Raw genomic sequence first — 25,642 nt, 5'->3', positions numbered from 1 at the left:
GGAACACACGCCCTGCCAAGCGACCGCAAGCCCAAAGCACCACGCGGAAGATCTTCTTGTGGTCACCCCCCACAGCAGGGCACAGGGCAAAAGTATGGCACGGGCATGCTTCTTATCGCTGGCCGCCTCCGGACCAGCAAGGTGTCCGCAAGGCAGCCATATTCTGAGCCGTATAGGACAGTCAGGTTTTAAATGGCCGACGGGTGGGTGGCCAAGGGTGTCACGTTGATCTGCATATAGGGGAACAAGGGCAAGGCACTGAGCAGATTGTGCAGCTCTTCATTGCTCTCTACATCGAACACGCTGTAGTTGGCGTACTGACCCACCACACGCCAGATATGCGGCCACTTGCCAGAACGTTGCAGATCCTGCGAGTAGGCTTTTTCTTCGGCCTTGATGCGAGCAGCCTCTTCGGCCGGCAGGGAGTCAGGGATATCAACAATCATGTGTACCAGATAAAGCATGGTGTTCCTTTCTAAAAACAAGCGCTCGGGCACTTAGGCCTGGGCTAAAAAATTCAGTACGGCACGCTCGAAGGCTTCGGGCGCTTCCAGGTTGGACAGATGCGAGGCCGGTACGACCGCCACGGTGGAACCAGGAATACGGGCTTGCATGGCCTGGGCATCGGCAACCGTTGTAACCGGGTCCCACTGGCCCGCGACCAGTAACGTCGGTGCCGCAATACGGCTGATCTGATCACGCAGATCCGACTCGGCCAAGGCATCACAGCAAGCGGCATAACCCAGGGGGTCCAGCTTGGCCAGTGCGTCCTGCATGGCTTTGACCAACTGCGGCGATTGCTGGATGAAGGCCTCACCGAACCAGCGCGACGGCGCCGAATCGGCCAAGGTACGCATCTGAGCGGCACCGCCTTGACGCAACGCCTCGGCGCGTTCCTGCCAGGCTTGGGCGGTACCAATCTTGGCCGCACTGTTGCACACGATCAACGCATTCAAGCGCTCCGGCGCATTCACCCCCATCCATAAACCGGTGTGCCCCCCCATGGACAGGCCGCAAAACGCAGCGCGTTCAATATCCAGCGCATCCAGAATCGCCAGCACATCACGCCCCAAATCCTTGAAACGGTATGGGCCAGGAGTCACCGGGCTGCCGCCATGACCACGAGTGTCATAACGAATCAGGCGATAAGACTGGGCGAAACCTGCCACCTGTGGGTCCCACATCTCGTGTGTGGTACCCAGGGAGTTGCTCAGAATCAGGGCCGGAGCCAGCGGATCGCCCTGCACGCTGACGCGGAACCTGCCCTGGGCGGTATTCAAGATGCCAGTGCTGCCTGTCATTGCTCTTCTTCCCGCGCAGCTGGGGCGATGGGCAAACCAATCATTTCCTCCAGAGCGTCATGGGTCAAACCGGGCACCAGATCGATCAACTGCAAACCGTCCGGCGTGCAGGCCAAGGTAGCCAGATCGGTGTAAACGCGTTTGACGCAGGCAAGCCCCGTCAGGGGATAGGTGCAATGCTCCACCAGCTTGCTCGCACCTTGCTTGGTCAACACATCCATCATGACCCAAGTCTGTTTGGCGCCAATCGCCAGGTCCATGGCACCGCCGACCGCTGGGATCGCGCCCGGTTCGCCGGTACTCCAATTGGCCAGATCACCCGTGGCCGACACCTGGAAAGCACCCAGCACACAAATATCCAGGTGACCGCCCCGCATCATGCCGAAACTGTCGGCATGATGGAAAAATGCGCCCCCGGGCAGGAGAGTCACCGCCTGCTTGCCCGCATTGATCAGGTCGTAATCCTCCTGACCGGCAGCCGGTGCCGGGCCCATGCCCAAAATACCGTTCTCACTGTGCAAAACGACTTCCACGCCGGCGGGCAAATGATTGGCGACCAACGTCGGCATGCCAATACCCAGATTCACATAGGCACCGTCATGAATGTCCCGGGCGACGCGCTGCGCCAATTCATCTTTGCTGCGACGTTGATAACTGAGTGTCATGCTGTCCTCTTTCATGCTCTGTCCATTCATGCCTTGAACCCGCCTGCTTCTGTGCGACTGCGCGGCACCACCACGACGCGACGCACATGAATGCCCGGCGTCACGATGGTTTCAGGGTCCAGCTGACCCAGCTCAACCAGCTCGAACACACTGGCAATCGTAGTGCGCGCCGCCGTCGCCATGACCGGACCGAAGTTGCGCGCCGCCATGCGGTAAGTCAAATTCCCCCAACGGTCTCCCCGTTCGGCCTTAATCAGGGCGACATCGCCGTGAATGGGCTCTTCATAGACATGCCAGCGTCCGTTGATCAAACGTGTTTCCTTGCCATTGGCCAATTCCGTACCATAGCCTGTAGGGCAAAAAAAGCCGCCGATGCCTGCACCAGCAGCGCGCAACCGTTCGGCCAGATTGCCCTGCGGCACCAGCTCCAGCTCGATCTTGCCACTGCGATACAGATCATCAAATACCCAGGAGTCTGCCTGACGGGGAAAGCTGCAGATAATCTTGCGGACCCGGCCAGTCTTGAGTAAGGCCGCCAGCCCCACATCGCCGTTACCTGCATTATTGTTGACGATGGTCAGGTCGCGAGCGCCTTGCTCGATCAAACCGTCGATCAGCTCCGTGGGTATGCCAGCCGTTCCAAAACCACCGACCAGAATCGTGGCGCCGTCCTGCACATCATGCAAAGCCTGTGCAACACTGCTTACCTGTTTATCGATCACTCCGTTCTCCGTATAAAGCGCTGACGCTACGGATGGGCTCAGCCCTGACGTCAGGCACAGCAAAAACAAATCAGCCCAACGCCCCGTTTAACAAGTAAACGCGGGCGCTGGACTGATGCAGAACTTAGGCGGCCAGACGCGGGCGATTCACAATCTGGTTGTCCTTGCCGTCGACCAGCGGGGTCAAGGCAATATCAAACACGATCTCTGCAAAAGGACCATCCAGGTTTTCAGCCGCGATGCGGGCGGGGTCCGTCTGCTCGGTCAGGGGCGGAACCAGACCTTCACGGGTGGCATAGGCAAAGTCGTCGTACACCAGCGGATCGCCATCAATATTGATCTGCGTGGTCAGTTTACGGTGGCCGGGAGCCGTCACAAAGAAGTGAATATGCGCAGGACGGTTGCCGTGACGGCCCAGCTCGTTGAGCAAGCCTTGGGTTGGGCCATCGGGAGGACAGCCGTAACCCTTGGGCACAATGCTCTGGAATTTGTAGCGACCATTCTCATCGGTAATGATGGTGCGACGCATATTAAAAGCTTGTTGCTCGCCAGTGGGGTCAAAGTGGGAGTAAAAGCCCTTCGTGTTGGCGTGCCAGACTTCAACCTGGGCACCCGCAATTGGCTTGCCATCCGCACCCGCGACCACACCATGCATGATCAGGGTTTCACCCGCGGTATCGGAACCGTCGTCCAGACGGGCAAAACCGTGCTCCACCGGAGCGCCCGACACGTACAAGGGGCCTTCAATGGTACGGGGGGTCCCGTTGTCCAGACCCAGTTCCTTGTCCAGCGCGTCCATGCGCATGTCCAGGAAACGGTCAAAGCCCAGACCGGGGGACAACAGGCCCGCTTCGCTGGCGGTGCCCAGACGGTTTAGATAGGCGATCGCCGCCCAGTATTCGTCGTTGGTGATTTCCAGATCTTCAATGGTCTTGAACAGATCGCTGATGATGCGGTGCATGATCTGCTTGACGCGTGGATTGCCACCGGGCTGATCCAGGCCCGAGGCCAAACGCAGGAAGTCCTGTACATCGGGGGTATCGAAAATCTTAACGCTCATTCTGTGTCTCCTAATATCCTGAAAAAAGTGTTCCCAGCAACGCCGCTACGACTGGCTTGCCGATGCGCCTAGGCAGCCGAGCCAACACTGACGTGTGTCCTGTCGCGACGGAAATACTGGACACGATCCTCGTCCAGTACGATACCCAAACCCGGCCCTTGAGGTATCTGTAATTCAAAATTGCTGTATTTGAGTGGCTCTGCCAGAATTTCCTCGGTCAAGAGCAAAGGCCCGAACAACTCCGTGCCCCACTGCAACTGGTTGACGGTGGCAAACACATGAGCCGCCGCAATCGTGCCGATCGCCCCTTCCAGCATCGTGCCGCCATACAGCTCAATCCCCGCTGCTTCAGCAATGGCTGCAACCTGCAGGGCAGCCCGCAAACCGCCAGACTGTTCAATCTTGATTGCAAACACATCCGCTGCACCGTCGCGTGCCAGCGCAAAGGCCGAGGCCGGGCCAGTCAGGGACTCATCGGCCATCAAAGCAATCGGAAAGCGGCCTTTCAGCTCAGCCATCGCCTCGGCGCGTCGTACCGGCTGCTCCACCAAGGAGCAAGCTGCATCCACCAGACCAGCCAAACCATGCTGAGCCTGCAAGGGGCTCCAGGCCATGTTCACGTCCACACGCACTTCGGCGCGATCGCCCAACGCCTTCTTGATGGCAGCCACGTGCGCCACATCATCCTTGACGGGACGACGACCAATTTTGAGTTTGAAAATACGGTGACGTGCCTGGGCCAACATGCGCTCGGCCTCATCAATGTCCTTGGCGGTGTCACCCGACGCCAGTGTCCAGGCAACAGGCAGGCTGTCGCGCATGCGGCCGCCCAGCAGGTGCGAAACCGGCAGACCGGCACGCTTGCCCAGGGCATCAAACAGCGCCGTTTCCACCGCACTCTTGGCAAAACGGTTGTCCTGAATCGCCGTGTTCAGACGAGCCATGATGGCCGGCACCGCATTGGCATTGGCTCCCAGCAGCAAAGGGGTGAAATAGGTGTCGATGGCCAGCTTCATACCCTCGGGCGATTCCGCGCCATAGGCCAGACCACCGATGGTCGTACCCTCGCCCACCCCCACCGAACCGTCCGAGCAATACAAACGCACCAGCATCAAGGTCTGGCCTTGCATGGTCGTCATCGCCAATTGATGAGGTCGGATCGTGGGCAGATCCAGCAGCAAAGTCTCCACCCGCTCGATCAGGGCCGGCGCTGCTAATAGTTGAGAAGATTGCGTGTGTTCCATGTCTTGATTGAACACGAATCAGCCCTGCTCTTTCCAAGACTAAATAGGTCTAGTTCCATACCTTACAGGTATAGTTTCTGATATAAATATTAAAAATCAAGAATCTAAACTTCATCAATCCAGCCCAGGTATGGTTTTCCCTTATGGATCTACGCCAACTCAAGTACTTTGTCGCTGTAGCCGAAACCCGCAACTTCACCCGGGCGTCCGAACGCCTGCACATGGCCCAGCCACCGCTGAGCCGACAGATCCAACTGTTGGAAGAAGAGCTGGGTGTGACCTTGCTGCTGCGCAATTCCCGACCTCTGCGGCTGACGGAGGCGGGGCGGGTGTTTTATGAACAGTCCTTGCAGATTCTGAGCCGGGTGGACCAACTCGTACACACCACTCGGCAGATCGGGCTGAATCAGCGCCAAACCCTGTCGATTGGCTTTGTCGCCTCCACCCTGTATGGCGGCCTGCCCGCGCTAATGCGCAAACTGCGCCATCAGTACCCGGAAGTCGACTTGCAAACCGTGGAGCTGACATCCATGCAGCAACTGGAGGCCTTGAAGTCAGGACGGATTGATGTGGGGTTCGGTCGAATACGGCTCAATGATGCGTCCGTGCAAAGAACGGTGTTGCGGGAAGAGCAACTGGCCCTGGCCATTCCCCCCAGCTCGGATCTGGCCAGTTCGGACAAGGCTGTGAGCTTGAAAAAAGTGCAAGGGCAAAAGTTGATTGTCTATCCCAAAGAGCCCAGGCCCAGCTTTGCCGATCACGTGCTGCACCTGCTACACGACCACAGCGTGCGTCCGGCTGAAGTCTATGAAGCGGGGGAAATTCAAGCCGCCTTGGGGCTGGTGGCTGCCGATTCGGGACTGTGCCTGATTCCTACTTCGGCACGCCTGCGCAACGATCTGCACTATCGCTTGATCGAAGAAGCGCAGGCGACCTCACCGATTATTCTGACGCACAGGATGAATGATCAGGCCTGGTATATCGAGGCGATCAAAAGCCTGGTGGCCGACATGTAAAAGATGGCCACGCTCGGTCAAACAATAGGGCTCAAGCTCACTAGAACGGCGATAAGCGCTAGCCCCCTTAGCGCTTGCAGACTTCCTGCCGCAGTTGCTCTGCCGACAGCTTGATCATTTTGCCGTTCTCCACCAGCACCACCGAGGTATTGGTTTGTATGGCCACAAAACGGGCCGACTGTGCAGCGCGTTCCAAGGCGGCCAAGGAAGCCCGCAAGTCCGGATTTTTTGCTTTGGAAATATCTTCTTTATTCATCTTTCTCTCCCCACTCCAGCAAGACTGGCACACTGCCCGCGTTATCGTATAAAACCCAGTCATCCACGGTGTCCCGATAATGATGCAGGAAGTTCTTCATGCCAGCCGCAAAGCGGCGACGAATGACGGCTTCGGGAATGTTATGTCCACCTTGCCGAACCCGTTCTGCCACCCGTGCGATCGCCATCTCCGCATCGGGCAGACTTAAAAAATACAGACTGACTCTATAACCGAGTGCCTGCCACTGTTGAATATGGCGGACATACGCCTGGCCGGACAAGGTTGTCTCCAGCGCAAAACTCTCGCCCCGACGAACCGCTTCTTTGAGCTCGTCGAGCATCAGGCGTCCAGCTTTGATGGCAGCACTCTCTGGCGCAAACGGCGATAAGCCGGCCGCGATCAGGTCGGCATTGATAAAACGTGGCACCTCCGCCTCAACTGGAAGGAAAGAGCGCGCAAACGTCGTCTTGCCTGCCCCGTTCGGGCCAGCAATGATCAAAATCTTTTTGCTCTTGCCCGTCTCAGCGATGTTGCCAGACATAAATACACCTAAACAATGTCCTCATTGATTAGATTTGTATCATAGATTGGCGAAAAGGCCAGCCGGAAGCCCCCGGCGCAGCCTGCCCGGCAGCAATAAACCCGGTTTCAGTGCGGCGGGCCGGCTTTCCGAAGGCAGCAGCCCCTCTTCAGAAAAGCCGGCGAAGCGACCTTTCGTTCAGCGCACGCCGCACTTGATTTAGGGGCGTTTTTTCAAGGGGCAGCTCTTTAGGCCAAGCATGGTGTACAACGGGCAAAACCCCACCAGACCCGTAATGAGCGGAATCAGACCCAGCCAGCCCCACCAACCAATCACGTTGGTCACTGCCAGGACGATCAACACCAGCCCGACAACGATACGAGCGATACGATCCAAACCACCTACATTGCTTTTCATGGCTCATCCTTTCAACACAAGAAACAAGAAAAAACGCGGCGGGCAATGACCTGCGTAACGGGCATTGTCACCCGCCCTGTTTTCTGCCGCCTACAGGCTCAGGGACAGAAAATATCTTTCAGGGTGCCAATCAGTCTGGCGACATTCGGGTCTTCAATTCGGTAGTACAGCGTCTGGGCCTGTCGTCTATAGCTGACCAAGCCCTCCTGCCGCATCCGAGCAAGATGCTGTGACAAAGCCGATGGGCTAAGTGCCACCATCTCGTTCAAGGCGCCCACACTCATCTCGCCTTGCTGAATTAACAAACACAAGATGACCAAGCGCTTAGGGTTGCCAACAGCCTGCAACAGGGCAGCAGCTTGTTGCGCGCTCTCTTGCAAAAGCTCAATGTCGGATTTGCGTTGGATCATGGTTTTGCGAAGGTTTCAGACTTGTTAATTTAGTTAATACTTAATTTAGCATATACTCAATTAAAGAAGTCATTAAGGACGGCATTTTTCTTTTCTTCCATCCCAAAGGAGTGACCCATGAGTGAAACCAGCTACAAGCAGTTGACCCACACCATTTCCGGCAATCTGGCCCAGTTGCGTCAGACACAGCCCGAGGTCATGAAAGGCTTTGGAGACCTGGGCAAGGCGGCCATGGCAGGCGGGGTTGTTGATGCCAAAACCAAAGAACTGATCGCCTTGGCTATTGGTGTGGCCACCCGCTGCGAAGGATGCATAGGCTTTCATAGCAAGGCACTGGCGCAGATGAATGCCAGTCTGGAAGAAGTCCATGAAGCACTGGGGGTAGCGATTTACATGGGCGGTGGTCCCTCTGTCATGTATGCCGCCAATGCGGTGGCGGCTTTCAATGAGTTCAAGTCTTGAACCATAAACCAGGAGAACGGTAATGCCTAAACCCGCTGCTTTCGTATCGACGCTATTTCATGCACAGGGCAATCCCGACAAAGTGACCGTGGCTCTGACCATGGCGCTCAATGCCGTTCAGAAAGGACATAGCGCCTGCCTGATTCTGATGGCTGAAGGGGTCGCCCTGGGAGTACCCGGTGCCGCCGAACCTATCCATATTGGCGCGCCCTTTGAACCGGCCGCAGATCTATTAAAGAAGTATCTGGAGCAAGGTGGGCGCGTGGCCGTGTGCAAGTCCTGCATGCTGCATAACGGCCTGAGCGCCGAGCAAATGGACCCGCGTTTTGAGATTATTACCGCACCGGATGTGATCGACCTGCTGATGGGTGCGACCGGGTCTTTACAGATTTCCTGACCCACCGCATCGTCCAATGCAACGCAGGCCAAAACCCATTCTGTGTTTTGGCCTGTTCTTTCTTGAAGACAGGATATCGATATCACGTAGGGCAATCGTACGTGGCACCCTCGTTTTCTGGACCGGCCTTACACAAAGAAACGTACACCATCGATATCGCGGCCCCCCGCAATCACGCAAGGGGCAAGCAAGCGACCTATCCGTCTATCAAGCCAAATGCGCCAGCAAAGCCTCCAGTAAAAAGAAGCTGGCGCAAGCCGACTCCACTAACTCCGACTGCCCCGGCGCAACTTTATAAAGATGCCCCACAAAACGCCCTGTTTCACTTAACTCAGGGGTCAGCAAGGCATCCAGATACAAGCGCGATTGCTCGTGCAGCCATTGTTGTTCCGGCAGAATCTGCCACAGCTCGTACATTGCCAAAGAAGCAATCGCCCAGGCTGAACGGTCTACCGGGCTCAGTGGGGACTCTTGCGTCAAAAAGCCATTCGCAAACTTCCCCCAACGCTCGTGCCAATATCGGCAGGCATTCAGGGCTGCTTGAGCATAGGACTTTCTGTCATACAAGCGCGTTGCGGTTGCCATGCCCAACATGGCCCAGGCCTGCCCTCGTTGCCAGGTTTCAGCGCCCTGCTCGGCCAGTACATCGTTCCCGCGTAGCAAGACCGTATCCCGCCAGGCTCCGCTACGCTTTTGCAAGTAACGCAGGCAGGCATCCACATGCCATTGCCCAAACTGACGCGCCACCGGCCCGCCTTGCGCATCCAGCACCAAGAGCGTAGGAGCCAGAGCATCCACATTCAACATGTGATTGCCCGCTTCCCCGCCCCCCATCCCGGAACCCAAGGGCCAGAAGCCGCTGGAAGCATCAAAGCTGTTCAGCAGAGCTTGTGCAGCCTGATCGACATTGGCTTCGGCCTCTCTATCCCCATGCCAGATGCTGCCCAGGCCAGAGCCATACCAGAACACAAAGCTGCGATTGATGCTGGGCTCTTCCAGCCAGACTTGCAGCTTCTGGCTCCAGTTCAGCGCCTGTTCCCTATCCTGCTCCTGACCGCTGATCAAAGCGCGTCGCCACCACAACCCTGCCCAGAACCCTCCCAACCAGGAGCCACGTCGCGACAAGGTCCATTGCTCGGACGAGGGCTGCCTGAACAAGGGAAACTGCTCCCCACATTGCTCGGCAACCTGGTCCATATTCGCAAAGATGGACGCTATGCTGTCTGATCCCAATACATCTACAGACATCCCATCATTCCCCTTTTGCCATACGACGAACCTGGTACAGAATCAGGCACAACAAGCTGGCGCACACCAGAATGCCCATCAAAAAAGGCCAGGCAGCAGCAAAGCCTTCGGGCGAGCGCAGCAACACGCCAAACAGTGGCGGGCCAAAGGCAAAGCCGCCAAAGAACCCGACGGACAACAGCCCTGCCGTACGAGCCGGTGCCCCAAAGCGGGCATCTCGCAGCAACATGCTCATGGCAATGGCATTGGTCGCAACCAGGGTCAGGCCAATGGCCAGCACCCCGGCTCCCAAGGGCCAGAGCCTGTCCGGCGCGGCCATCATCATCAGCAACAAAGCCACAATCGGGATGACAAACAGGATGCCCAGCAACAAGGTTTCATCACCAAAGCGGGCGGCAATAGGCGTCAAGAGCACTCGGGACACAATCCCCATCACCCCAAAGCCACTGACCAGCATCCCTATCCAGTACGGCGACAGGCCCAGCTGCTGCGCAAAAACGCCCAGAAAAGTGATGAAAGACGACAGCACCAGACCCGCGCACAGCTGAATGGCCATCAACAGCCAAAGCTGTTGGCTGGGCCAGGGCAAGCGCCAGGACATGCTGCCAGCTGCGGTGCTGGCTCTGGCTGGCAAAAGCTGCAAGGCAAAGTAGGACAGGCACAGCATGGCGGGCACCCACACCACAAACGCTCCCCGCCACCCCAGCTTGTAGGCCAGGGTGGGCAAGACCAGACCGGCCAGCAAAGCCGAAGCCTGCACGCCGGACTGCTTGATACCGACCAACCCGGCCTTGCGCTCTGCCGGTACCAACTGGGCAATGGCCTGATTAGTCACCGGGTTCGCCAAGGACTGCGCCAAGCCGCACAAGAGCAGAGCCGTCAGCACACCCCAGAAACCCGGCAACACCGCGATCAAACTAAAGGACATGGCCACCAGCAGGAACAGCAAAAACAAACCTTGCCGATTGCCCATGCGCTGCACCAAAGCCCCCGCCCACGGCGAGAGCAAGGCAGCCAGACCAAAGGTGCTGGTGGTCAACCAACCCAGTTGCTCGCGCGAGATGCCCAGATCCTGAATGATTTGCGGGCCCAGGACGCCGATGGCATAAAACACCATCATGGGCATACCCATCGCCAGAGTCATCAGACTGGCCAGCACCCAGGGAGAACGACTTGCCCGTGTCGATAGCATCATGCGACTGCCTTGTTCATGTCTGCCGTCTCCTGAATGGCGTAGTGGGCTTGCAGCAAGTGTTTGCCGACCGTGCTGATCAAGGCATCGTCCGCCCCATCCAGAATATGCGTGGTACGCGCTGCCCGGTAAATGCCGGACAAGGGGCTCCAATCGGCCAGCCCTTCGGCCCCCATGATCTGGATAGCGGAATCTGCCGCCTCGCTGACTGCGTCCGACGCTGCCAGCTTGGCTACATTCACCTCCACGGAATTGGGCAAGCCCGCATCGAACTTGACGGCGGCTTCACGCAGCAAGCAGCGAGCCGAGGTGATGGCGCGGTACACCTGATAGACCCGTGCCCGAACCAGTTGCTTGTCTGCCAAACGGGCCAGCTCTCCACGTTCCGAATGAATGCGCTCGCACATGATTTCAAAGCTGCGTTGTGCCAGTCCCAGCCATTGCACGGATCGCAAGATACGGCCCAAAGCCAGGCGCTTTTGCATCAGGGCAATGCCCTGCCCGGCGCTGCCCAGAACATAGTCCTCCGGCACGGTCACATTGTTGAACAGCAGCTCGTTTTGCCCCTGATAACGTCCCAGCAACGGCAAGGGACGCACGACTTTAAAGCCCGCCGCATCCGTGGGCACGATCACCATGGACAAGGACTCATTCACGGGACCGTCCGCGCTGCGCGCCACCACGGTCGTGAAGCTAGCCAGTTGCGCCCGGCAAATAAACCACTTGCGGCCATTCACATGCCATTGCCCGTCTTTCAGGCGAGCCTGACATTGCATGGTGGCCGGAATCGAACCAATGCTGTCCGGCTCGGACATGGCGTAGCTGGACACCGCATCCCCCTTGAGCAAGGGGGTCAAGAAGCGCTGTTTGACGCTGGCTGAGCCATGATGGCTTAACATATACGCATCCAGCGTGGCATCTGCCCCGAAAATACCGGGGCCATATTCGGAGCGTCCTTCCTGTTCAGCCACGGGCAAGTATTCGACCAAACTGGCGATCCGACCGCCGCGATGCATGGGGTAGAAACTGCCGAACAAACTCGCCTGTTGAGCGCGGCGTGTCAGGTCCAGGGTCAGCTCGCGGGCCAGATTGTCCCCCTGAGCCAGAATGCCCTCGTTAGGAATGATCTCGGTATCCACAAACTGCCGCAGCTTGCGGCTCAAGGCCGCGCTGGAGATGGCAAGGTGGCTCATGCTGCTATCCCCGCTGCAGTCTTGGCCCCGGAACCCAATGCAGCCGCATCGGCAGCCAAGGCGCGCTTGTCGATCTTGCCCGCAGGCGTCAGCGGCAAGCTGCGGTAAAAGCGCAGATACTCGGGCAGCTTGTTCACTTCCAGACCCTGCTCACGCAAGAAGTCGGTAATCTCTTTCAGGGAGAAACGCGGCACGCCTTCACGCACCGTTACGCACAGGCAAATACGCTGACCCAGATCCGCATCGGGGACCGGCACGCACGCCACGGTAACCACATCCGGGTGAGCCATGACCAGACCTTCAATTTGCACCGGGCTGATGTTCGCACCACCACGAATGATGATGTCTTTCTTGCGACCAGCCAGCACCAACTGCCCTTGGGCATTGATGTAACCCAGATCGCCCGTTTTCACCCAACCCTGCTCGTCCCGATACTGGGCATCCAGTTCCGGGGCGTTCACATATTGCATGGGGCTCAAGGGACCACGTGCGGTGATTTCGCCTACTTCGCCTTGCGGCACTTCGGCACCCTCATCGTCAATCAGGCGAATCTCGCACACTTGCGGATTGGGGGTCCCTACACTGCTCGAGACCACTTCGATAGGATCATCCAGCGTGTTGTGGCAGTTCACCCCATCGGCCGAGCCGTACAGGCTGATAAAGCCGCACTTAAACGCTTCCACGCAACGGCGTACCGTGGCTTCGTCAATGACTGAACCGCCCACAATCAAACCGCGCAAGCTGGCTTTATCGGCCTTCTCCAGTTCAGGTGCTGCCGCAATACGCTGGAACATGGTGGGCACGCCCAGAATAAAGCTGGGTTTGAAGGCATTGATGGCGGCAATCGCACTAGGCACATCAAACTTGGGCAAGACCACCAAAGAACCACCCAACCAGCACAGCACGCCGAAGGTGGCCGTAGAGCCAAATGAAGAACCCAGCGGCACCAGATACATGCCGCGGAACTCCACATCATTGGGGGAAACGCGTTGCAGGAATCGACCACGCCCGCCCACCAGCGCATTATGCGAGTAGGCCACTAGCTTGGGCTCGGACTCGGTGCCCGAGGACACCAGCAAACGCACGGGCGAATTGGGGGACACCACCGGCAATTCGGACAAGGCCAAAGGCTCGCCCTCGAACAGGGAATCCAAAGTCATCCAGCCTGGACGCGATGGGCCTTGCACGATCAGGACACGCAAGGACAGCAGCGTAGGACGCAAGGACTCGATCACTTCGCACAAATCAATGCCTGCATATTCATGCGGCACAATCACCGCCCGTGCATCGCAACGACGCACCAGCGACTGAATATCCAGCTTGCCCCGTCCGGGTGGGAAAGGCGCCACAATCGCCCCCAAAGCAGCGGCGGCCAGATCAATGGCGCAGCAAACCCAATGGTTGCTGAGCTGATACGCCACCACGTCGCCCACCATAATCCCTGCGCGACGCAAGCTGCCTGCCAGACGCAGAGCCGCGTCCATCAAGGCGCTATAGCTGATATTGCCCTCCGGCGAGAGCACAGCCAGCTTGTCCGGATGAGCCTGGGCTTTTTCCGCGAACAGCGTAAAGACCGGCTTGTTCGGGTAGGTACCGTCCTCTATCCAGCGTTGGCGCAATGACGCAGGGACCAGATCGATGATGCCAGCGTGATTCATAAAAACCTCCAGGGAGAATTAACAGACGAATAGCCCTTGTCATGAAAATGGGACGCCAGGCGTGGATCAGCACGCAGTTGCGCCAGATTGCTATGGACACGGCGGGCCGGTATGCCCAGCACATCCAGTTGCGCTTCCAGGCTCAGGGCGGACTGGGACAGAAGACGATCCGGCAAGACCGTCCAGACGGCATCGGGCGACACATTCAACCACCCGGCCAAGGCATGCAGATGCGTCTGATCCTGACAGTCGATGACCATGAAGTCCTCGCCCGTCTGGAACACCGCCGACACGCCGGTTTTACTGATGGGTGAAACGGCCTGGGCCAGATGATCGGCCGTGGCCAGCAAGGAGCTGTCTACCCGCAAGCCCGACCCGCTCAGGCCCCGGCGCAGCAAGGCGGCACTGATACCCAGCGCGGCCATCACCCCGCCCAGCACATCCAGCACCGTAAACAAAGACCCGCCCCGTGCATCCGAGGTTTGAGAAATGGTGTGAGCAATGCCCGACCAGGCTTGCACCGTGAAGTCCGTCCCCGGCGCGTCCACTTGCTCCTGGCCCCAACCGCCCGCATAGGCGTAGACCAGATCCGGGCGCACCGCGTGCAGGTCCTGGGCATCCAGTTGCAGCTCGGCCGCCTTGCCCGGTGCCCAGTTATGCAGGAACACATCGGACTCGCTCACCAGCTCGTAAATGGCCTGGCGGCCTTGAGCCGACTTGATGTCCACTTCCTGCACCGTCTTGAATTGATTGAGCGCATCAAAGCGCACCGAGCAGCCATCCACGCACGGCGGCATGGCACGCAAGGGATCACCACCGGGCGGTTCCAGACGAATCACCTCCGCCCCCAGCAGCGCCAGCAAATGACCGGCAATAGGCCCTTGAATCCGGCGGCAGGACTCCACCACCCGCAAACCGCGCAGGGGTAAATCGGCGTTGGACGGCAAGGTGCGCAATGACCCGGGCGAGGCATGAGTCTGGTGCTGCCACAGACCGGCCAAGGCCGCGTAATCACTATCAGTCTGGCGTTGAGCCGGTGTGCGTACCGGCAAGATGGCCATGCCGGTCTGCAAGGCCAGTTCCTGCAAACGGGCAAAGTTCAGGGCTTGCAGACTGCTTAAACACGCCGCTGGCATGGGGCACACCGCCTTGGCATAGCGCAGCAGAAACGCTTTCCAGGCCTGACCCGCCAGATCAGCCGGTACACCCACCGCTTCCCAAAAGGCGCGCCAGGGTCGGGGGTCCAGCGTTTCCAGTTCAAAGACCACACCGTCCTGCGACATAAAGGGTGGCCGCAAGCCGGGATCGTCACTGCCTGCCAGTAACTGCTCGGGGTCCTGAGCCGCCGTTGCCCCGGCCAGATACTGTCCGATACTGAGCAAGCCACAACCCAAGGGTGAGACCGACACCGTGGAGAAACGTCCGCCACGCAACTGGCCCAAGGCGGCTGCCAAGGTCGCCTGCAAGCCCATGGCTGAACTGAGTACAGCCAGATAATCCAGACCCAGCGTACCCGACGGGCCACTGGAGCGTCCATGCACGGACAAGATACCGCTGGCGGCCTGCATGCTCAGCTCGCTGATCGCGGCTTGCGTCATGCCACCTGCCTCGGTTTCCAGACGCGTGCTAATCGTTCCAAAATCAGGCGAATGCAGGCTGAATGCTGCTTCGTCTTGCTGGCCTGCGGCTTGCTCGGACAAACCCAGCAATCGGGCCTGACGGCTCAAGGCAGCGGGCAAGCCCGGCCAATACGGGGGCGGTGAGCCCATCTGCCAACGTAATCCGCAGCCATGTAGTAATTCAGACATAGTTCCAAACCAGAGTGATGCGCACGCCAAGTGCTGATTGCAGAAACCAGCACTTGCACCATGAAAATCCAGACCAGACGGTCTTAGCCCCCTGCTACGGCAGGCAGTACGGTCAGGCTGTCGCCAGCACGGGTGGCGGTCTTCAGGCCATCACTGAAACGGATGTCCTCTTCGTTCACGTAAATGTTCACGAAACGATGTAGGTCTTCGCCGCTCATCAGGCGTGCCTTGATGCCGGGAAACTGACCTTCAAGATGCTCGATCACTTCGCCTACCGAAGCGCCCTGGGCCTGGACTTTCTTCTCGCCGTTCGTCAGTGGACGCAGCAAGGTCGGGATAGAGACTGAAATGGACATGCTTAAAACTCCTTTGAAATAGTGGTTTCCAACGGCCGGGACGCACGCTCCCTTGGGGGAGCGACGCTGTTCCCTAGACAATCACAATGGTTTCTTCGGTCACACCGCCATCGATAATCCGGAAGGATCGAACCGGCACGGTGGCTTGGTCCCAGGTGGACACGATCAGGTAATGCAGTTCGGGATGGCCCGCAAAATCAATGTCGTCCTTGCTGGGAAAAGCCTGGCTGGCGGTATGCGAGTGGTAGATCACGCAACACTCCTGATCGTCCTCATCCAGACGGCGGTAGACCTGAAATTGCTCGCGCGAATCGAACTGATAAAACACCTCCGAGGCCGCCCGGTTTTGCATGGGCAGCACGCGTTCGGCCACCAGCGAGCCCTCCTGGGCGGCAATCAGTCCGCATGCCTCGATGGGATGATCCTGCTTGGCATGATTCAGAACTTGCTCCAGAGCAGAACGACGAATCTGCAAGGCCATGATGTACTCCCTCCCGAACTTAGTAAGACGCCAATTCGGGAGCGACCTGCTCCACCCAGGCCAGTACGCCGCCTTCCAGATTGCGCACCTTGGGGGCATTCAACTTGATCAGCTCTTCGCACACGGTCCTGGAGCGCGCACCGGAGCGGCACGAGATCACCAGATCCGCATTCGGACCAAAGGCAGCCAGAATCTCGGCGGCTACCGTGGGAGATTTGGGCATCAGAATCGCGCCAGGAATGTTCACGATTTCCCATTCATTGGGATCGCGCACATCCACCAGGACGGGGGCCTGTTCTTGGTCCAATCGCTCTTTCAGCTCCAGCACGGTCATAACAGGCACGGGGATGGCCATGGCATCAGCCGGTGGATTCAGGCCGCAGAAGGTTTGGTAATCGCCCAGCTCGGTCACGGGCTTGCGATTGGGCAGGCGACGGATGGGCAGTTCGCGGTAGCACATATCCAGTGCGTCGTAAGCGATCAGACGGCCGATCAAAGGATCGCCAATGCCGGTAATCAGCTTGATGGCTTCGGTGGACATGATGGAGGCAATCGAGGCGCACAAGACACCAAACACACCGCCCTGCGCGCAAGAAGGAGCCAGCTCGGGTGGTGGGGGTTCGGGGTACAGGTCGCGGTAGTTCAAGCCTATGCCACCAGGTGCGTTTTCCCAGAACACCGAGACCTGGCCTTCAAAGCGGAAGATCGAACCCCAGACATAGGGTTTATCGGCCAGCATGCACGCGTCATTGACCAGATAGCGGGTCGCAAAGTTGTCGGTGCCATCCAGAATCAGGTCGTAGCGCGAGAACAGCTCGACCGCCATGTCCGGTTCCAACCTGTCGGTATACGTTTCTACCTTGATGTGGGGGTTGAGCTTGTGAATCGCACGCTTGGCGCTTTCCACTTTCAGCTCGTCAATGCTATCTACGGTGTGAATGATCTGGCGCTGCAGATTGGATTCATCCACCCGGTCAAAGTCGATGATGCCCAGTGTGCCCACCCCGGCTGCGGCCAAGTACAGCAAGGTGGGCGAACCCAGGCCCCCTGCTCCGATAACCAGCACTTTGGCATTTTTGATGCGGCGCTGACCTTCCATGCCCACATTGGGAATCAAGAGGTGACGGCTATAACGGTTAAGCTCTTCGCGGCTTAAAGGCTCACCGGGCTCAACTAAGGGGGGCAAGGTCATAATGACTCCTGGTTAAATACATGTGAATACGAACAAGACTTATTCTCAAATATGACTGAAAATGACACAATAGCCTTTGGGTTCTAATTTCTATGCGAGACGGAGCAAAAACGATGAACGCCAACGCCAGCTGTGTGCGCTGGCGTTTTCAGGCCCTGACTTACTGACTACGCAGCAAAACTTCGGTGCTGGCACCAACGCTGTGGCGCACGCGCCAGGCCAGTACAAAGGCGAACAGAACACCCAGGGTGAGCACGCCCAGCATGACAAGCTGACCGAAGCGGTCCAGCAAGATGCCAGCGACAATGGGGACGGCCATACGGGCCAAGGTGAAGATGGTCGATTGCAAACCGTAGTCCGAGGCATTGCGCTGTCTACGGGTAAAGAACATGGTCAGTCCAAAGAGCAAGGCCGACACCGCCCCCATGCTGGCTGCAATCAACAGGGCACTGCTGATCAGCCACACCGGGCCCAGCTTGGCCCAGACCGAGACCATCAGCAGAATCAGGGACAGCAAGGCCGCCAGCAGATAAATCGGAATGGCGCGTGCGGCACCCAGCAATGAGGCCAAACGACCACCAATCAGGCTGAACACGGCACCCGTAATGCCCCCGGCAATACCTACCGTCCAGGCCACTTCTTCCAAGGGCATGCCCTGGTCCAGCATCAAGGGTTTCAGGTAAAACCAGACAGCGCCAATAAAGGGAAAACTGGTCAGTAGCAAGCTGGTCCATTGCTTGGCTCCCTCCTGCCCGAAAAAGCTGACCCAATCGGCAACAAAACCGGGGGGCGCCTGCTCGGCCTCGGCCGCTTGCAAACCGGCTTTGGAACGCAAAAAGGCAAAGGGCAAACAACCAATGACCAGCCCCAGGCCCATCAAGGCAAACGGTGCCTGCCAACCCCAGCGGGCCTGCACCAGCACCATCACGCCCGCCCCGACAATCGCGCCCAGAAACAAGGCGGCAGAACGAATACTGCCCGCACGCAACTGTTCCTCGCGCGGCAGGTATTGCACCGCCAAGGCATTCAAGGGGATGTCCATCCAGGTCGCCACAATGCTGATGGCGAAGGTCAGGGCAAACAGCAGGGTCCGCTGATCAATCAGATTCTCGCGGCCTATGCCTACATACAAAGCCAGCAATAACACCGCCATCAACCACAGCCAGTGCACAAAATGCCCGCCACCCAGGCGGACACGCTGCACCGGCATGGCCAGCACCAGCTTGAAAATAGCGGGCAAGGCCGCCAACTGGAACAAGCCTATCTCGGTGCCGGACCAGCCATGCTGGCGCATCACCAGGGGCATGCCCAGCATCAGGTAAATACTGGGGACGGCCAGCACCAGATTCATCCAGCCAAACAGCAGCTGCGCCCCCCACGCTTTCCACGTCTTCATTGTCATCACCCTTTACACGCCTTGCGCGCAATCAATGCAGTGACGGGCGCAACCGGAAAGCGCACCTCATCAAACTGCTGAACATCATCAAATCCGGCTTGCTCCAGCAACTGGGCCAACTGCCCTTCCGGCAACACATGGCGGCCTTGCATACGCATATGCAGGTAGTAATGCAAAATCCGTTTGGCCTTGCTGACCTCGGTATGTACTTCGGCGTGACAGCACACCAGCACCCCACCGGGGCGCAGCGCACGATACAGACGGGCCAGCAAAACGGGGATGTCCGGCACAAAATGCAGCACGGAGGAGCACCAGATCAGGTCGTAATCCGACCCGAAATCGTCCACCAGCAGATCACCGGCCAAGGTGCTGACACGCGCTTCCAGACCGGCATCAAGAATTTTTTGCTGAGCGACAGCCGCCGCCGCTTCGTACTCGAATACCACGGCATTCAAGTCCTGCTGCTGTTGCGCCAAGGCGATGGCTACCAATCCTGGCCCACCACCCAAATCCAGCAGACGTTGCGCCTGCCAGAACTCCGGCACGGCCCCAAAAATCTCACAGGCCACCTCGGCCGTGACCGCCGTTTGCTCCTGGGCAATTTGCGAACGTGCCGCCGCTGCCCAGCCTTGCTGAATCAATGCCGGATCCGCTGGAGGCGATTTGCCATTACGCAGCAGCTCATCGAGCTGATTGCCCACCTGGCGCAAGACGCCATGCCGAAACAGCAAGGCATCGCCACAATATTGCGCCGAACCCGGATTCAGATAACGCGCCGTTTGCGGCAGGCTGCGATAGCGTCGCGGACAGGTCCACTGACACTCCAGCAGCTCCAGACTCCAAAGCAACTCCAGCAGGTAGGCGGTGTTGTCGGCGTCCCACTTGAGCACAAGCGCAAGTTCCTCAGCAGCGATAAACTTATCCAGATGCGCAAACACGCCATATCCCAAAGCCAGATTCAAGGCATCTGCACTTAAACCCGCCAATTGCGCGTCCCAACAGGCTTGCAGAGCATGCGACTCCAGCAATTGCTCCGACAAAACGACTTCTCCTAGCGATCGATCCAGCACTGTTTTTTTACCTCCGTGAATTCCACAATGGCCCTTCCCTCTGCCATCACAGCTAGAAATGATATATATTTAATGAGAATTATTTGCATTAAGATCTATGCTGAACGGAGCAATTCATATGCGAGGCGCTTTTAGCAGGAGAAATGATGAGCACGCGCAAATTTGGCTATCGCTTAACCACGGATGAACCCAGGTCATGCCGCGCTCTGAGCGATGGCCGAGTCCGGCTGCAACTACCCGAAGAACTGGGCCACTGCTATTCCGAATGCGTGGAACTGGAACAAGGTTTTTTGTTGGGCCGTTTGCACTATCACCCCAGCCGATCGCTGGTTGAAGAAAGCAACGGCCCCCATGCGGGCCGTGTCATTGTGGTAACCGTGGGTCTGCAAGGACAGTCGGCCTATCAGGGTCGGGAGAGTTCAGATCTGCTGTTCAAGGCAGGCCATACCACGGTGACGGCTTTCCGATCCCTGCGGGGGGAACGCCACTATCAAGAAGACCAGTCCGTATCGCAATTACGGCTGGTCATCAGCGAGGCGGCCTTGAACAAATACGTGGGCCCGGAACGCGCCACCCAGTTGATGGATTGCGTGGGACTGCATCGTCTGTCCTTTCATGCCAGCAGCCAGGCCACCATGGCCCATGCGGCGGCACTGGCACGCTATATGCAGCCGTGCACCCCGGAGCAGCCCATTCATAACCACAGGCTGAACCTGCAAATCCATGCGCTAAGCTTGCTGGCCGAGCAGTTCAACCGCCTGGCTCCGCCCGACGCCCCCAACAGCGCCCCGCTGTCGGTGGATGATATTCAGCGGGTTGAACGAGCACGCGATTTGCTCAGCTCGCAACTGGACCAGCCAATCACGGTGGAGTATCTGGCCACGACGGTGGGCATTAACGAGCACAAACTTAAAGAAGGTTTTCGCTATCTGTACGACAACACGCCCATCGGCCTGCTGCTGGAACTGCGTATGCGCAAAGCCTATACCTTGCTGGAGTCCGGCCAACAAGTAGCCCAGGCCGCCTGGCAAGTCGGCTACAAATACCCCAATAACTTTTCCGTCGCCTTTACGCGCTACTTTGGCCGCTCACCCAAATCCATTTTTGGCAACAAGCGCGCCTAAACCTTTGTAATTCCGCTGTTTTCGGCCTCTGCATTCATAGAGGCCCACCCTTCTTTTCGGGCTGCTCCCTGCGGCCCTCTCTCTAAAAAGTTCCCCTTCTGCTTTGACAAATTCCTGCAATTGCAGCGGATTTCCGGTCCTGCATAGGAATTGCTCCGTCCTACATATCAATCTAAGTGATAATTATTCTCATTAATAGGAATAATATCCCCGTGCCATTCTCCACCTTTTGAGACAAGGGGTGAGCCTGGCCATCAAACGGGAGCCTTTCCCCACGACAGATTGTTATTTTTTACACGGAGCCCTGGTTCGTTCTATGTCCGCTACCCTTTCCCCCCTACACAAAAAACACGCGCTCAAGCCGCTGGTGTATGCCTTGATTCTGGCCTCCTGGACCGGGCAGACACAGGCCCAAAGCGTGGGCAGCGCCCCACCCTCCTCCCGTCAGGACGAGAGCCAGGAAGACACGGACAGAGCCACTCGTCTGGACACCATTACCGTCGTACGTGAAACCCGCGATGAGGCCGGCAAAACCGATGTATTCGAGAAAGACGTCTCCAATGTGTACGCCGGCAAGGAGGAAATCGAGCTGTACAAGGGCAGCTCCGTGGGGGACTTGTTCAAGGGCCTGAATGGTGTTTATGCGGGAGACTCGCGTAATAGCGGCGCCCTGGACCCGAACATTCGCGGTATCCAGGGTGAAGGCCGCATTCCACTGACGATTGACGGCACGGAACAGGCCACATCAGTCTGGCTGGGACCGGCGGGGGTCGCCAACCGCAACTATGTTGATCCCAATATGATCAGCAGCATTCTGGTGGAAAAAGGCGTGTCGGCAACGTCAGGGGCCAGCGGGATTGGCGGATCGGTGCAGATCCGTACTCTGCAGGTGGAGGATATTGTCAAACCGGGCGAGAGCTTCGGGATTGAGCTGAAGGCGGAAACGGCGACGAATTCGACCAAGCCGAATGAGCGGGCTTTTGGGATATTCGGAAAGGACTATCGCGATATTCCGGGGGCAACCTTTCATAAAGGTGGCACAAATAGTGTTGTTTTACCTGACAACATCTCGCCAGACCGTATGCCGAAAGTCGGGAATAGCGGCAAGAACTTCAACTTTGAAGACCACTCCTATCGCCTGGCCATCGCCACACAACAGGAAAATTTTGACCTGTTGGCCGCCTACAGCTACCGCAGTCGCGGCAACTATTACAGCGGTAAAAAAGGGAGTGACAAGTACGAGAACGACACCTGGCGAGAGGACGCAAATAGCGACTACAACCCGTCGTACTCCTTCCCCAGAGTAAGTTACATCGCCAAGTACTACCGTCCTGGTGAAGAAGTTCTGAACACATCCAGCGAACTGGAAACCACGCTGCTGAAAGGCACTTTGCGCCTCCCTCATGATCAAGCCATCGATATGAGCTACATGCGCAGCAACCATACCTTTGGCGAAAACGTGCCATGGAACGTGGTCTGGGCCATCCACGCCCTGGATGGCTATGACGAAAAAAATATCCTCCAAACCGAAAACCCGTATAGCAAGGTCAAACAAAACACCTGGAACCTGAACTACTCCTGGAACCCCGAAGGCAGTCGTTTCATCAACTTGAAGGCCGGAGCCTGGATTACCCAAAGCGATAGTGAGCGTCATCAGAATGGCGACATCATTTATGGGATCCAAGGCCAGGGCTTGAACAACGGACGCGATGGTGACTGGGATAACTACACAAATTGCCATGTCCTGGGCACAAACGGCTCTGAATGCGCTTGGGTACCGCCTACCGCTCCAGAAAAGCTACCCAATACAGATGGGCGTTTCAACATCATCCCCAGAGCTTTGCAAATTACCGACCATAGGCGTAGTGGGCTGAACCTTAGCAACGCCATGACTTTGCATCCAACTCTGGATCTGAGCTTATCGGCTGATTTCACACGAGAAAAACTCAAGCAGCACGACGCTTCGGAGAAGCTCGAGAACCTGAACGAACTGACCTGGGGTGTGAACCATATGGGGCCTCGGTCAGGCACCCGCCAGCAATGGAATTTTGGTTTTAACTTCGACTGGCGGCCTGTGGACTGGCTTCAGGTGAATGCTGGTGCACGCTATAGCGACTACTGGTCATACGACGACAAGCTGGCCGAAATGCGTAGTCAGCAGCATAAAGACTGGGCTATTCAGCCTGCCCTGAAAGGCTATAACTACCAGGTTCAACGCCTGATGACTGATCAGGAAGCTGCTTCGGTTGAGAACAAGATTATTCAAAACCTGACCCCTTTGTATGAACAATACAAAGAAGACTGGCAAACCATGTACGACTTCGATCCAAGCATGGTTGACGGCCCCCTGATCCCTCCAGAAGAGTTCATGCGTGACCAGCTTCAACGCGGAAAGATTAACGGGTATCGCTACACCAATGAAGATATCTATGTTCCGTCTGGAACAACGCACAAAGGCTTCACAGCCAACAACCCATTTACCAATGGCTCGATCGACGTCACAGAACAAGTTACGGATGCTCAAGGCCATACGGGTCCCGTCGATAAATATATTGCTTCACCCAACAATCGCAAGCCGGTATATCAAGACGAATCTGAAATACCCAATAAATGGGAAAAACCCAAAAAACAAAAAGGCCATGCTTGGGTTCCTCACATTGGGCTGACAGCCTTCATTACAGACGATATTCGTCTTTATGCCCGTTACAACGAATTTGTACGCTTTCCAAGCCTGTTCGAGTCCTCCATGGCCTTGGCTGGCGGCAGCAAACGCTCGACCGGGGCAGCTACTCGTCCTGAACATGCCTACAACTGGGAAATCGGCTATGTCCACAATCTGAGCAGCTACTTCCCAAGCCTGGAATATGCAGACGTCAAGATCAATTACTTCAACAACCGGATCAAAGACTATATAGACCGGGACTGGGACTTCAATACCGTGCAGTTTGACGAGAAAAAGATGTCCGGTATTGAACTGCAAGCTCGCGTGGATAGCGGTAAATACTTTGCGAACTTTGGCGGCACATACCGCTTAAAGCAGCAGCTCTGCGACGCCGACTACGCCCAGACGTTTATGCCCATCCCTGGAGCCGCAGGAAGCAACACCATTCCTGCCTGCGTTGATGGAGGCTTCCCTCGCACCTTTGCCAGAACCAGTCTGCAACCGCAGTACTCCCTGAACCTGGATGTCGGTGCACGCTTGCTGGAAAAGAAACTACTGCTCGGAGCACGTGCGGTATATCACAGCGCTGCGAAAAACAAAGATGAAGCCCATTTTGGCCTGGGCTGGGGCTTGAATAGAGCGAACTACTGGAACCCCATTCTGGTCTTTGATGCTTACGCCAGCTATCAGGTGCAGAAGAACCTGAATGTAGACGTGGCGATCAGCAATCTAACCAATCAGTACTACCTGGACCCCATGGCCCGCACCTCTATTCCGGCCCCTGGACGGACAGTGCGCGTCGGTATGACAGCACGTTTTTAAGTAAATCGGTTTTTTGGGTCGTTTTCGTAAAAACGCCCTTTTTCTTCACTTAATGGAGTTCGTAATGAAAGCAAATCTGAATGTACAAAAACTGGCTATTGTTTCGGCTTTCCTGCTGGCCTCCGCCAGCAGCTTCGCAGCCCCCGTAGCGGGTGGTTCCTCAAAAGCATTTGTAGTGGCTGATAAGCCATCCACAATGATGGCTCAAGGCGAAGCTGGTATCTCCATGCCAGGTACTGACCCATATGACGCCACCAAACAATCTGGCGTAGTGAGCTTCAAAAGCGGTCCCATTTGGCAAACCAATACCGTACTGGGCAATGTAGATGGGCATGGTTACATTGAAATGCCCGTTGGCATCAAGATCTCCGAGACTTGGCGCCACACTATTAGCAGCGGTGTAGGTGCTGGCACCCAAATCTACGCTTACCGACAAATGAATAGCCCGCTCGCTGGTTTCCCTCATTTCGGTGGTGAAGTCGTTGCGAAAGTCCCTGGTCAAGAAGTGTATTTTGGTGAGTGGGCTCCGCGCGTCGCTAACCCCAGCCAAGGTAGCAGCACAGATCTGAACCTGGGCCATGCTGATCGCACGGTCTTCTACACCGGCGAAAATCCAACCACAGCCATGCCTAACCTGGTCAACGTGAAATACGACGTAGTAGGGGTACGCAAGTTTGATCCTGCTACCAACGGCGGTGTATTCACCAGCACGCTAACAGCGAATTACGGTGGCGGCAGTGGCACGCTGGCAGGGGCACTGGGTGGAGTCAACTTCAATGGGACAACCATCGCCTCCAACGGTACCTTCGACAAGACCTTCAGCAACTCGGCAAAAATCGAAGGCCAATTCTACGGCGCAGCCGCTGACGCCTTGGCAGGTATTTACTACAACCCAGCCAACGGTACCAATGACATGGCCTTCGGCGGTGCCAAACAGTAATCCGCCTCTGACAACACGCTAGTGTTGCCA

General features: G+C 57.1%; 26 protein-coding genes. 6 read left to right on the top strand and 20 right to left on the bottom strand.

Annotation, left to right across the window (positions count from 1 at the left end; genetic code table 11):
• Positions 1 to 188 precede the first annotated feature (188 nt).
• The 6 genes from catC to VF694_RS09650 form a co-directional block, all read right to left on the bottom strand.
• The gene (gene catC / locus VF694_RS09675) at positions 189 to 464 is read right to left on the bottom strand and encodes a muconolactone Delta-isomerase (protein ID WP_003801221.1); all 276 of its coding nucleotides are present in this window, start codon (positions 462 to 464) and stop codon (positions 189 to 191) included.
• A 33-nt stretch (positions 465 to 497) separates the two neighbouring features.
• Complete coding sequence (gene pcaD, locus VF694_RS09670) at positions 498 to 1,301, bottom strand: 3-oxoadipate enol-lactonase (protein ID WP_219235958.1); 804 nt, start codon at positions 1,299 to 1,301, stop codon at positions 498 to 500.
• On the bottom strand, positions 1,298 to 1,996 hold the full coding sequence (locus VF694_RS09665) for a 3-oxoacid CoA-transferase subunit B (RefSeq protein ID WP_003801224.1): 699 nt from the start codon (positions 1,994 to 1,996) through the stop codon (positions 1,298 to 1,300). Before VF694_RS09665 ends, pcaD begins: the two co-directional genes overlap by 4 nt.
• The gene (locus VF694_RS09660) at positions 1,993 to 2,688 is read right to left on the bottom strand and encodes a 3-oxoacid CoA-transferase subunit A (RefSeq protein ID WP_003801226.1); all 696 of its coding nucleotides are present in this window, start codon (positions 2,686 to 2,688) and stop codon (positions 1,993 to 1,995) included. Before VF694_RS09660 ends, VF694_RS09665 begins: the two co-directional genes overlap by 4 nt.
• A gap of 124 nt (positions 2,689 to 2,812) precedes the next feature.
• The gene (gene catA / locus VF694_RS09655) at positions 2,813 to 3,748 is read right to left on the bottom strand and encodes a catechol 1,2-dioxygenase (RefSeq protein ID WP_003801229.1); all 936 of its coding nucleotides are present in this window, start codon (positions 3,746 to 3,748) and stop codon (positions 2,813 to 2,815) included.
• Between the two features lie 68 nt (positions 3,749 to 3,816).
• Positions 3,817 to 4,992 (bottom strand): muconate/chloromuconate family cycloisomerase, encoded by a 1,176-nt coding sequence (locus tag VF694_RS09650; protein WP_193353489.1) that lies wholly within the window; start codon positions 4,990 to 4,992, stop codon positions 3,817 to 3,819.
• A 143-nt stretch (positions 4,993 to 5,135) separates the two neighbouring features.
• Here VF694_RS09650 and VF694_RS09645 point away from each other — a divergent pair, with 143 nt between their 5' ends.
• Positions 5,136 to 6,008 carry a LysR family transcriptional regulator gene (locus VF694_RS09645; RefSeq protein WP_059317717.1) on the top strand — a complete coding sequence of 291 codons (873 nt, stop codon included), beginning with the start codon at positions 5,136 to 5,138 and terminating at the stop codon, positions 6,006 to 6,008.
• Between the two features lie 67 nt (positions 6,009 to 6,075).
• Here the strand turns inward: VF694_RS09645 and VF694_RS09640 are convergent, their stop codons facing one another.
• The 4 genes from VF694_RS09640 to VF694_RS09625 form a co-directional block, all read right to left on the bottom strand.
• Positions 6,076 to 6,264 (bottom strand): hypothetical protein, encoded by a 189-nt coding sequence (locus tag VF694_RS09640; RefSeq protein WP_003801236.1) that lies wholly within the window; start codon positions 6,262 to 6,264, stop codon positions 6,076 to 6,078.
• Positions 6,257 to 6,805: a zeta toxin family protein gene (locus VF694_RS09635; RefSeq protein WP_440164192.1), complete on the bottom strand. Its 549-nt coding sequence runs from the start codon at positions 6,803 to 6,805 to the stop codon at positions 6,257 to 6,259. The genes VF694_RS09640 and VF694_RS09635 overlap by 8 nt, the downstream gene beginning before the upstream one ends.
• A gap of 198 nt (positions 6,806 to 7,003) precedes the next feature.
• A complete protein-coding gene (locus VF694_RS09630; protein WP_003801241.1) occupies positions 7,004 to 7,201 on the bottom strand; it encodes a YgaP family membrane protein in 198 nt (65 codons plus the stop codon).
• A 98-nt stretch (positions 7,202 to 7,299) separates the two neighbouring features.
• Positions 7,300 to 7,611: an ArsR/SmtB family transcription factor gene (locus VF694_RS09625; protein ID WP_003801242.1), complete on the bottom strand. Its 312-nt coding sequence runs from the start codon at positions 7,609 to 7,611 to the stop codon at positions 7,300 to 7,302.
• Positions 7,612 to 7,728: 117 nt separating this feature from the next.
• On the opposite strand from VF694_RS09625, the gene VF694_RS09620 reads away from it, so the two are divergent.
• Positions 7,729 to 8,073, top strand: coding sequence for a carboxymuconolactone decarboxylase family protein (locus tag VF694_RS09620; protein ID WP_131071645.1), 345 nt, complete (start codon positions 7,729 to 7,731; stop codon positions 8,071 to 8,073).
• A gap of 22 nt (positions 8,074 to 8,095) precedes the next feature.
• Positions 8,096 to 8,470, top strand: a complete 375-nt coding sequence (locus tag VF694_RS09615) for a DsrE family protein (protein WP_003801247.1) — start codon at positions 8,096 to 8,098, stop codon at positions 8,468 to 8,470.
• A 207-nt stretch (positions 8,471 to 8,677) separates the two neighbouring features.
• Here the strand turns inward: VF694_RS09615 and VF694_RS09610 are convergent, their stop codons facing one another.
• The 10 genes from VF694_RS09610 to VF694_RS09565 form a co-directional block, all read right to left on the bottom strand.
• A complete protein-coding gene (locus VF694_RS09610; protein WP_440164189.1) occupies positions 8,678 to 9,718 on the bottom strand; it encodes a hypothetical protein in 1,041 nt (346 codons plus the stop codon).
• A 4-nt stretch (positions 9,719 to 9,722) separates the two neighbouring features.
• A complete protein-coding gene (locus VF694_RS09605) occupies positions 9,723 to 10,913 on the bottom strand; it encodes an MFS transporter (RefSeq protein WP_202801529.1) in 1,191 nt (396 codons plus the stop codon).
• Positions 10,910 to 12,103 (bottom strand): acyl-CoA dehydrogenase family protein, encoded by a 1,194-nt coding sequence (locus VF694_RS09600; RefSeq protein ID WP_003801254.1) that lies wholly within the window; start codon positions 12,101 to 12,103, stop codon positions 10,910 to 10,912. The genes VF694_RS09605 and VF694_RS09600 overlap by 4 nt, the downstream gene beginning before the upstream one ends.
• Positions 12,100 to 13,761, bottom strand: coding sequence for an AMP-binding protein (locus tag VF694_RS09595; protein WP_440164187.1), 1,662 nt, complete (start codon positions 13,759 to 13,761; stop codon positions 12,100 to 12,102). The genes VF694_RS09600 and VF694_RS09595 overlap by 4 nt, the downstream gene beginning before the upstream one ends.
• Positions 13,758 to 15,569, bottom strand: a complete 1,812-nt coding sequence (locus tag VF694_RS09590; protein ID WP_440164186.1) for a CoA transferase — start codon at positions 15,567 to 15,569, stop codon at positions 13,758 to 13,760. The genes VF694_RS09595 and VF694_RS09590 overlap by 4 nt, the downstream gene beginning before the upstream one ends.
• Positions 15,570 to 15,652: 83 nt before the next feature.
• Positions 15,653 to 15,925 carry a MoaD/ThiS family protein gene (locus tag VF694_RS09585; protein WP_003801260.1) on the bottom strand — a complete coding sequence of 91 codons (273 nt, stop codon included), beginning with the start codon at positions 15,923 to 15,925 and terminating at the stop codon, positions 15,653 to 15,655.
• A 73-nt stretch (positions 15,926 to 15,998) separates the two neighbouring features.
• Entirely contained in the window at positions 15,999 to 16,406 is a 408-nt protein-coding gene (locus VF694_RS09580; RefSeq protein WP_003801262.1) for a Mov34/MPN/PAD-1 family protein, read from the bottom strand.
• A gap of 19 nt (positions 16,407 to 16,425) precedes the next feature.
• Positions 16,426 to 17,598 carry a molybdopterin-synthase adenylyltransferase MoeB gene (moeB, locus tag VF694_RS09575; protein WP_003801264.1) on the bottom strand — a complete coding sequence of 391 codons (1,173 nt, stop codon included), beginning with the start codon at positions 17,596 to 17,598 and terminating at the stop codon, positions 16,426 to 16,428.
• Positions 17,599 to 17,758: 160 nt separating this feature from the next.
• A complete protein-coding gene (locus VF694_RS09570) occupies positions 17,759 to 18,994 on the bottom strand; it encodes an MFS transporter (RefSeq protein WP_440164184.1) in 1,236 nt (411 codons plus the stop codon).
• A 5-nt stretch (positions 18,995 to 18,999) separates the two neighbouring features.
• The gene (locus VF694_RS09565) at positions 19,000 to 20,034 is read right to left on the bottom strand and encodes a class I SAM-dependent methyltransferase (RefSeq protein ID WP_440164183.1); all 1,035 of its coding nucleotides are present in this window, start codon (positions 20,032 to 20,034) and stop codon (positions 19,000 to 19,002) included.
• A 176-nt stretch (positions 20,035 to 20,210) separates the two neighbouring features.
• Here VF694_RS09565 and VF694_RS09560 point away from each other — a divergent pair, with 176 nt between their 5' ends.
• The 3 genes from VF694_RS09560 (at position 20,211) to VF694_RS09550 (ending at position 25,612) form a co-directional block, all read left to right on the top strand.
• Entirely contained in the window at positions 20,211 to 21,188 is a 978-nt protein-coding gene (locus tag VF694_RS09560) for a helix-turn-helix domain-containing protein (protein ID WP_003801269.1), read from the top strand.
• A gap of 316 nt (positions 21,189 to 21,504) precedes the next feature.
• Complete coding sequence (locus VF694_RS09555) at positions 21,505 to 24,672, top strand: TonB-dependent receptor domain-containing protein (protein WP_301607303.1); 3,168 nt, start codon at positions 21,505 to 21,507, stop codon at positions 24,670 to 24,672.
• A 64-nt stretch (positions 24,673 to 24,736) separates the two neighbouring features.
• The gene (locus VF694_RS09550; RefSeq protein WP_440164182.1) at positions 24,737 to 25,612 is read left to right on the top strand and encodes a Slam-dependent surface lipoprotein; all 876 of its coding nucleotides are present in this window, start codon (positions 24,737 to 24,739) and stop codon (positions 25,610 to 25,612) included.
• The last annotated feature ends 30 nt before the right edge of the window (positions 25,613 to 25,642 follow it).

The sequence above is a fragment of the Alcaligenes sp. Lyrl_28 genome, assembly GCF_051948705.1.
Classification (GTDB): Bacteria; Pseudomonadota; Gammaproteobacteria; order Burkholderiales; family Burkholderiaceae_B; genus Alcaligenes; species Alcaligenes ammonioxydans.
The sequence above is the reverse complement of the archived record's forward strand: the minus strand, read 5'-3'. Positions and strand labels throughout refer to the sequence as shown.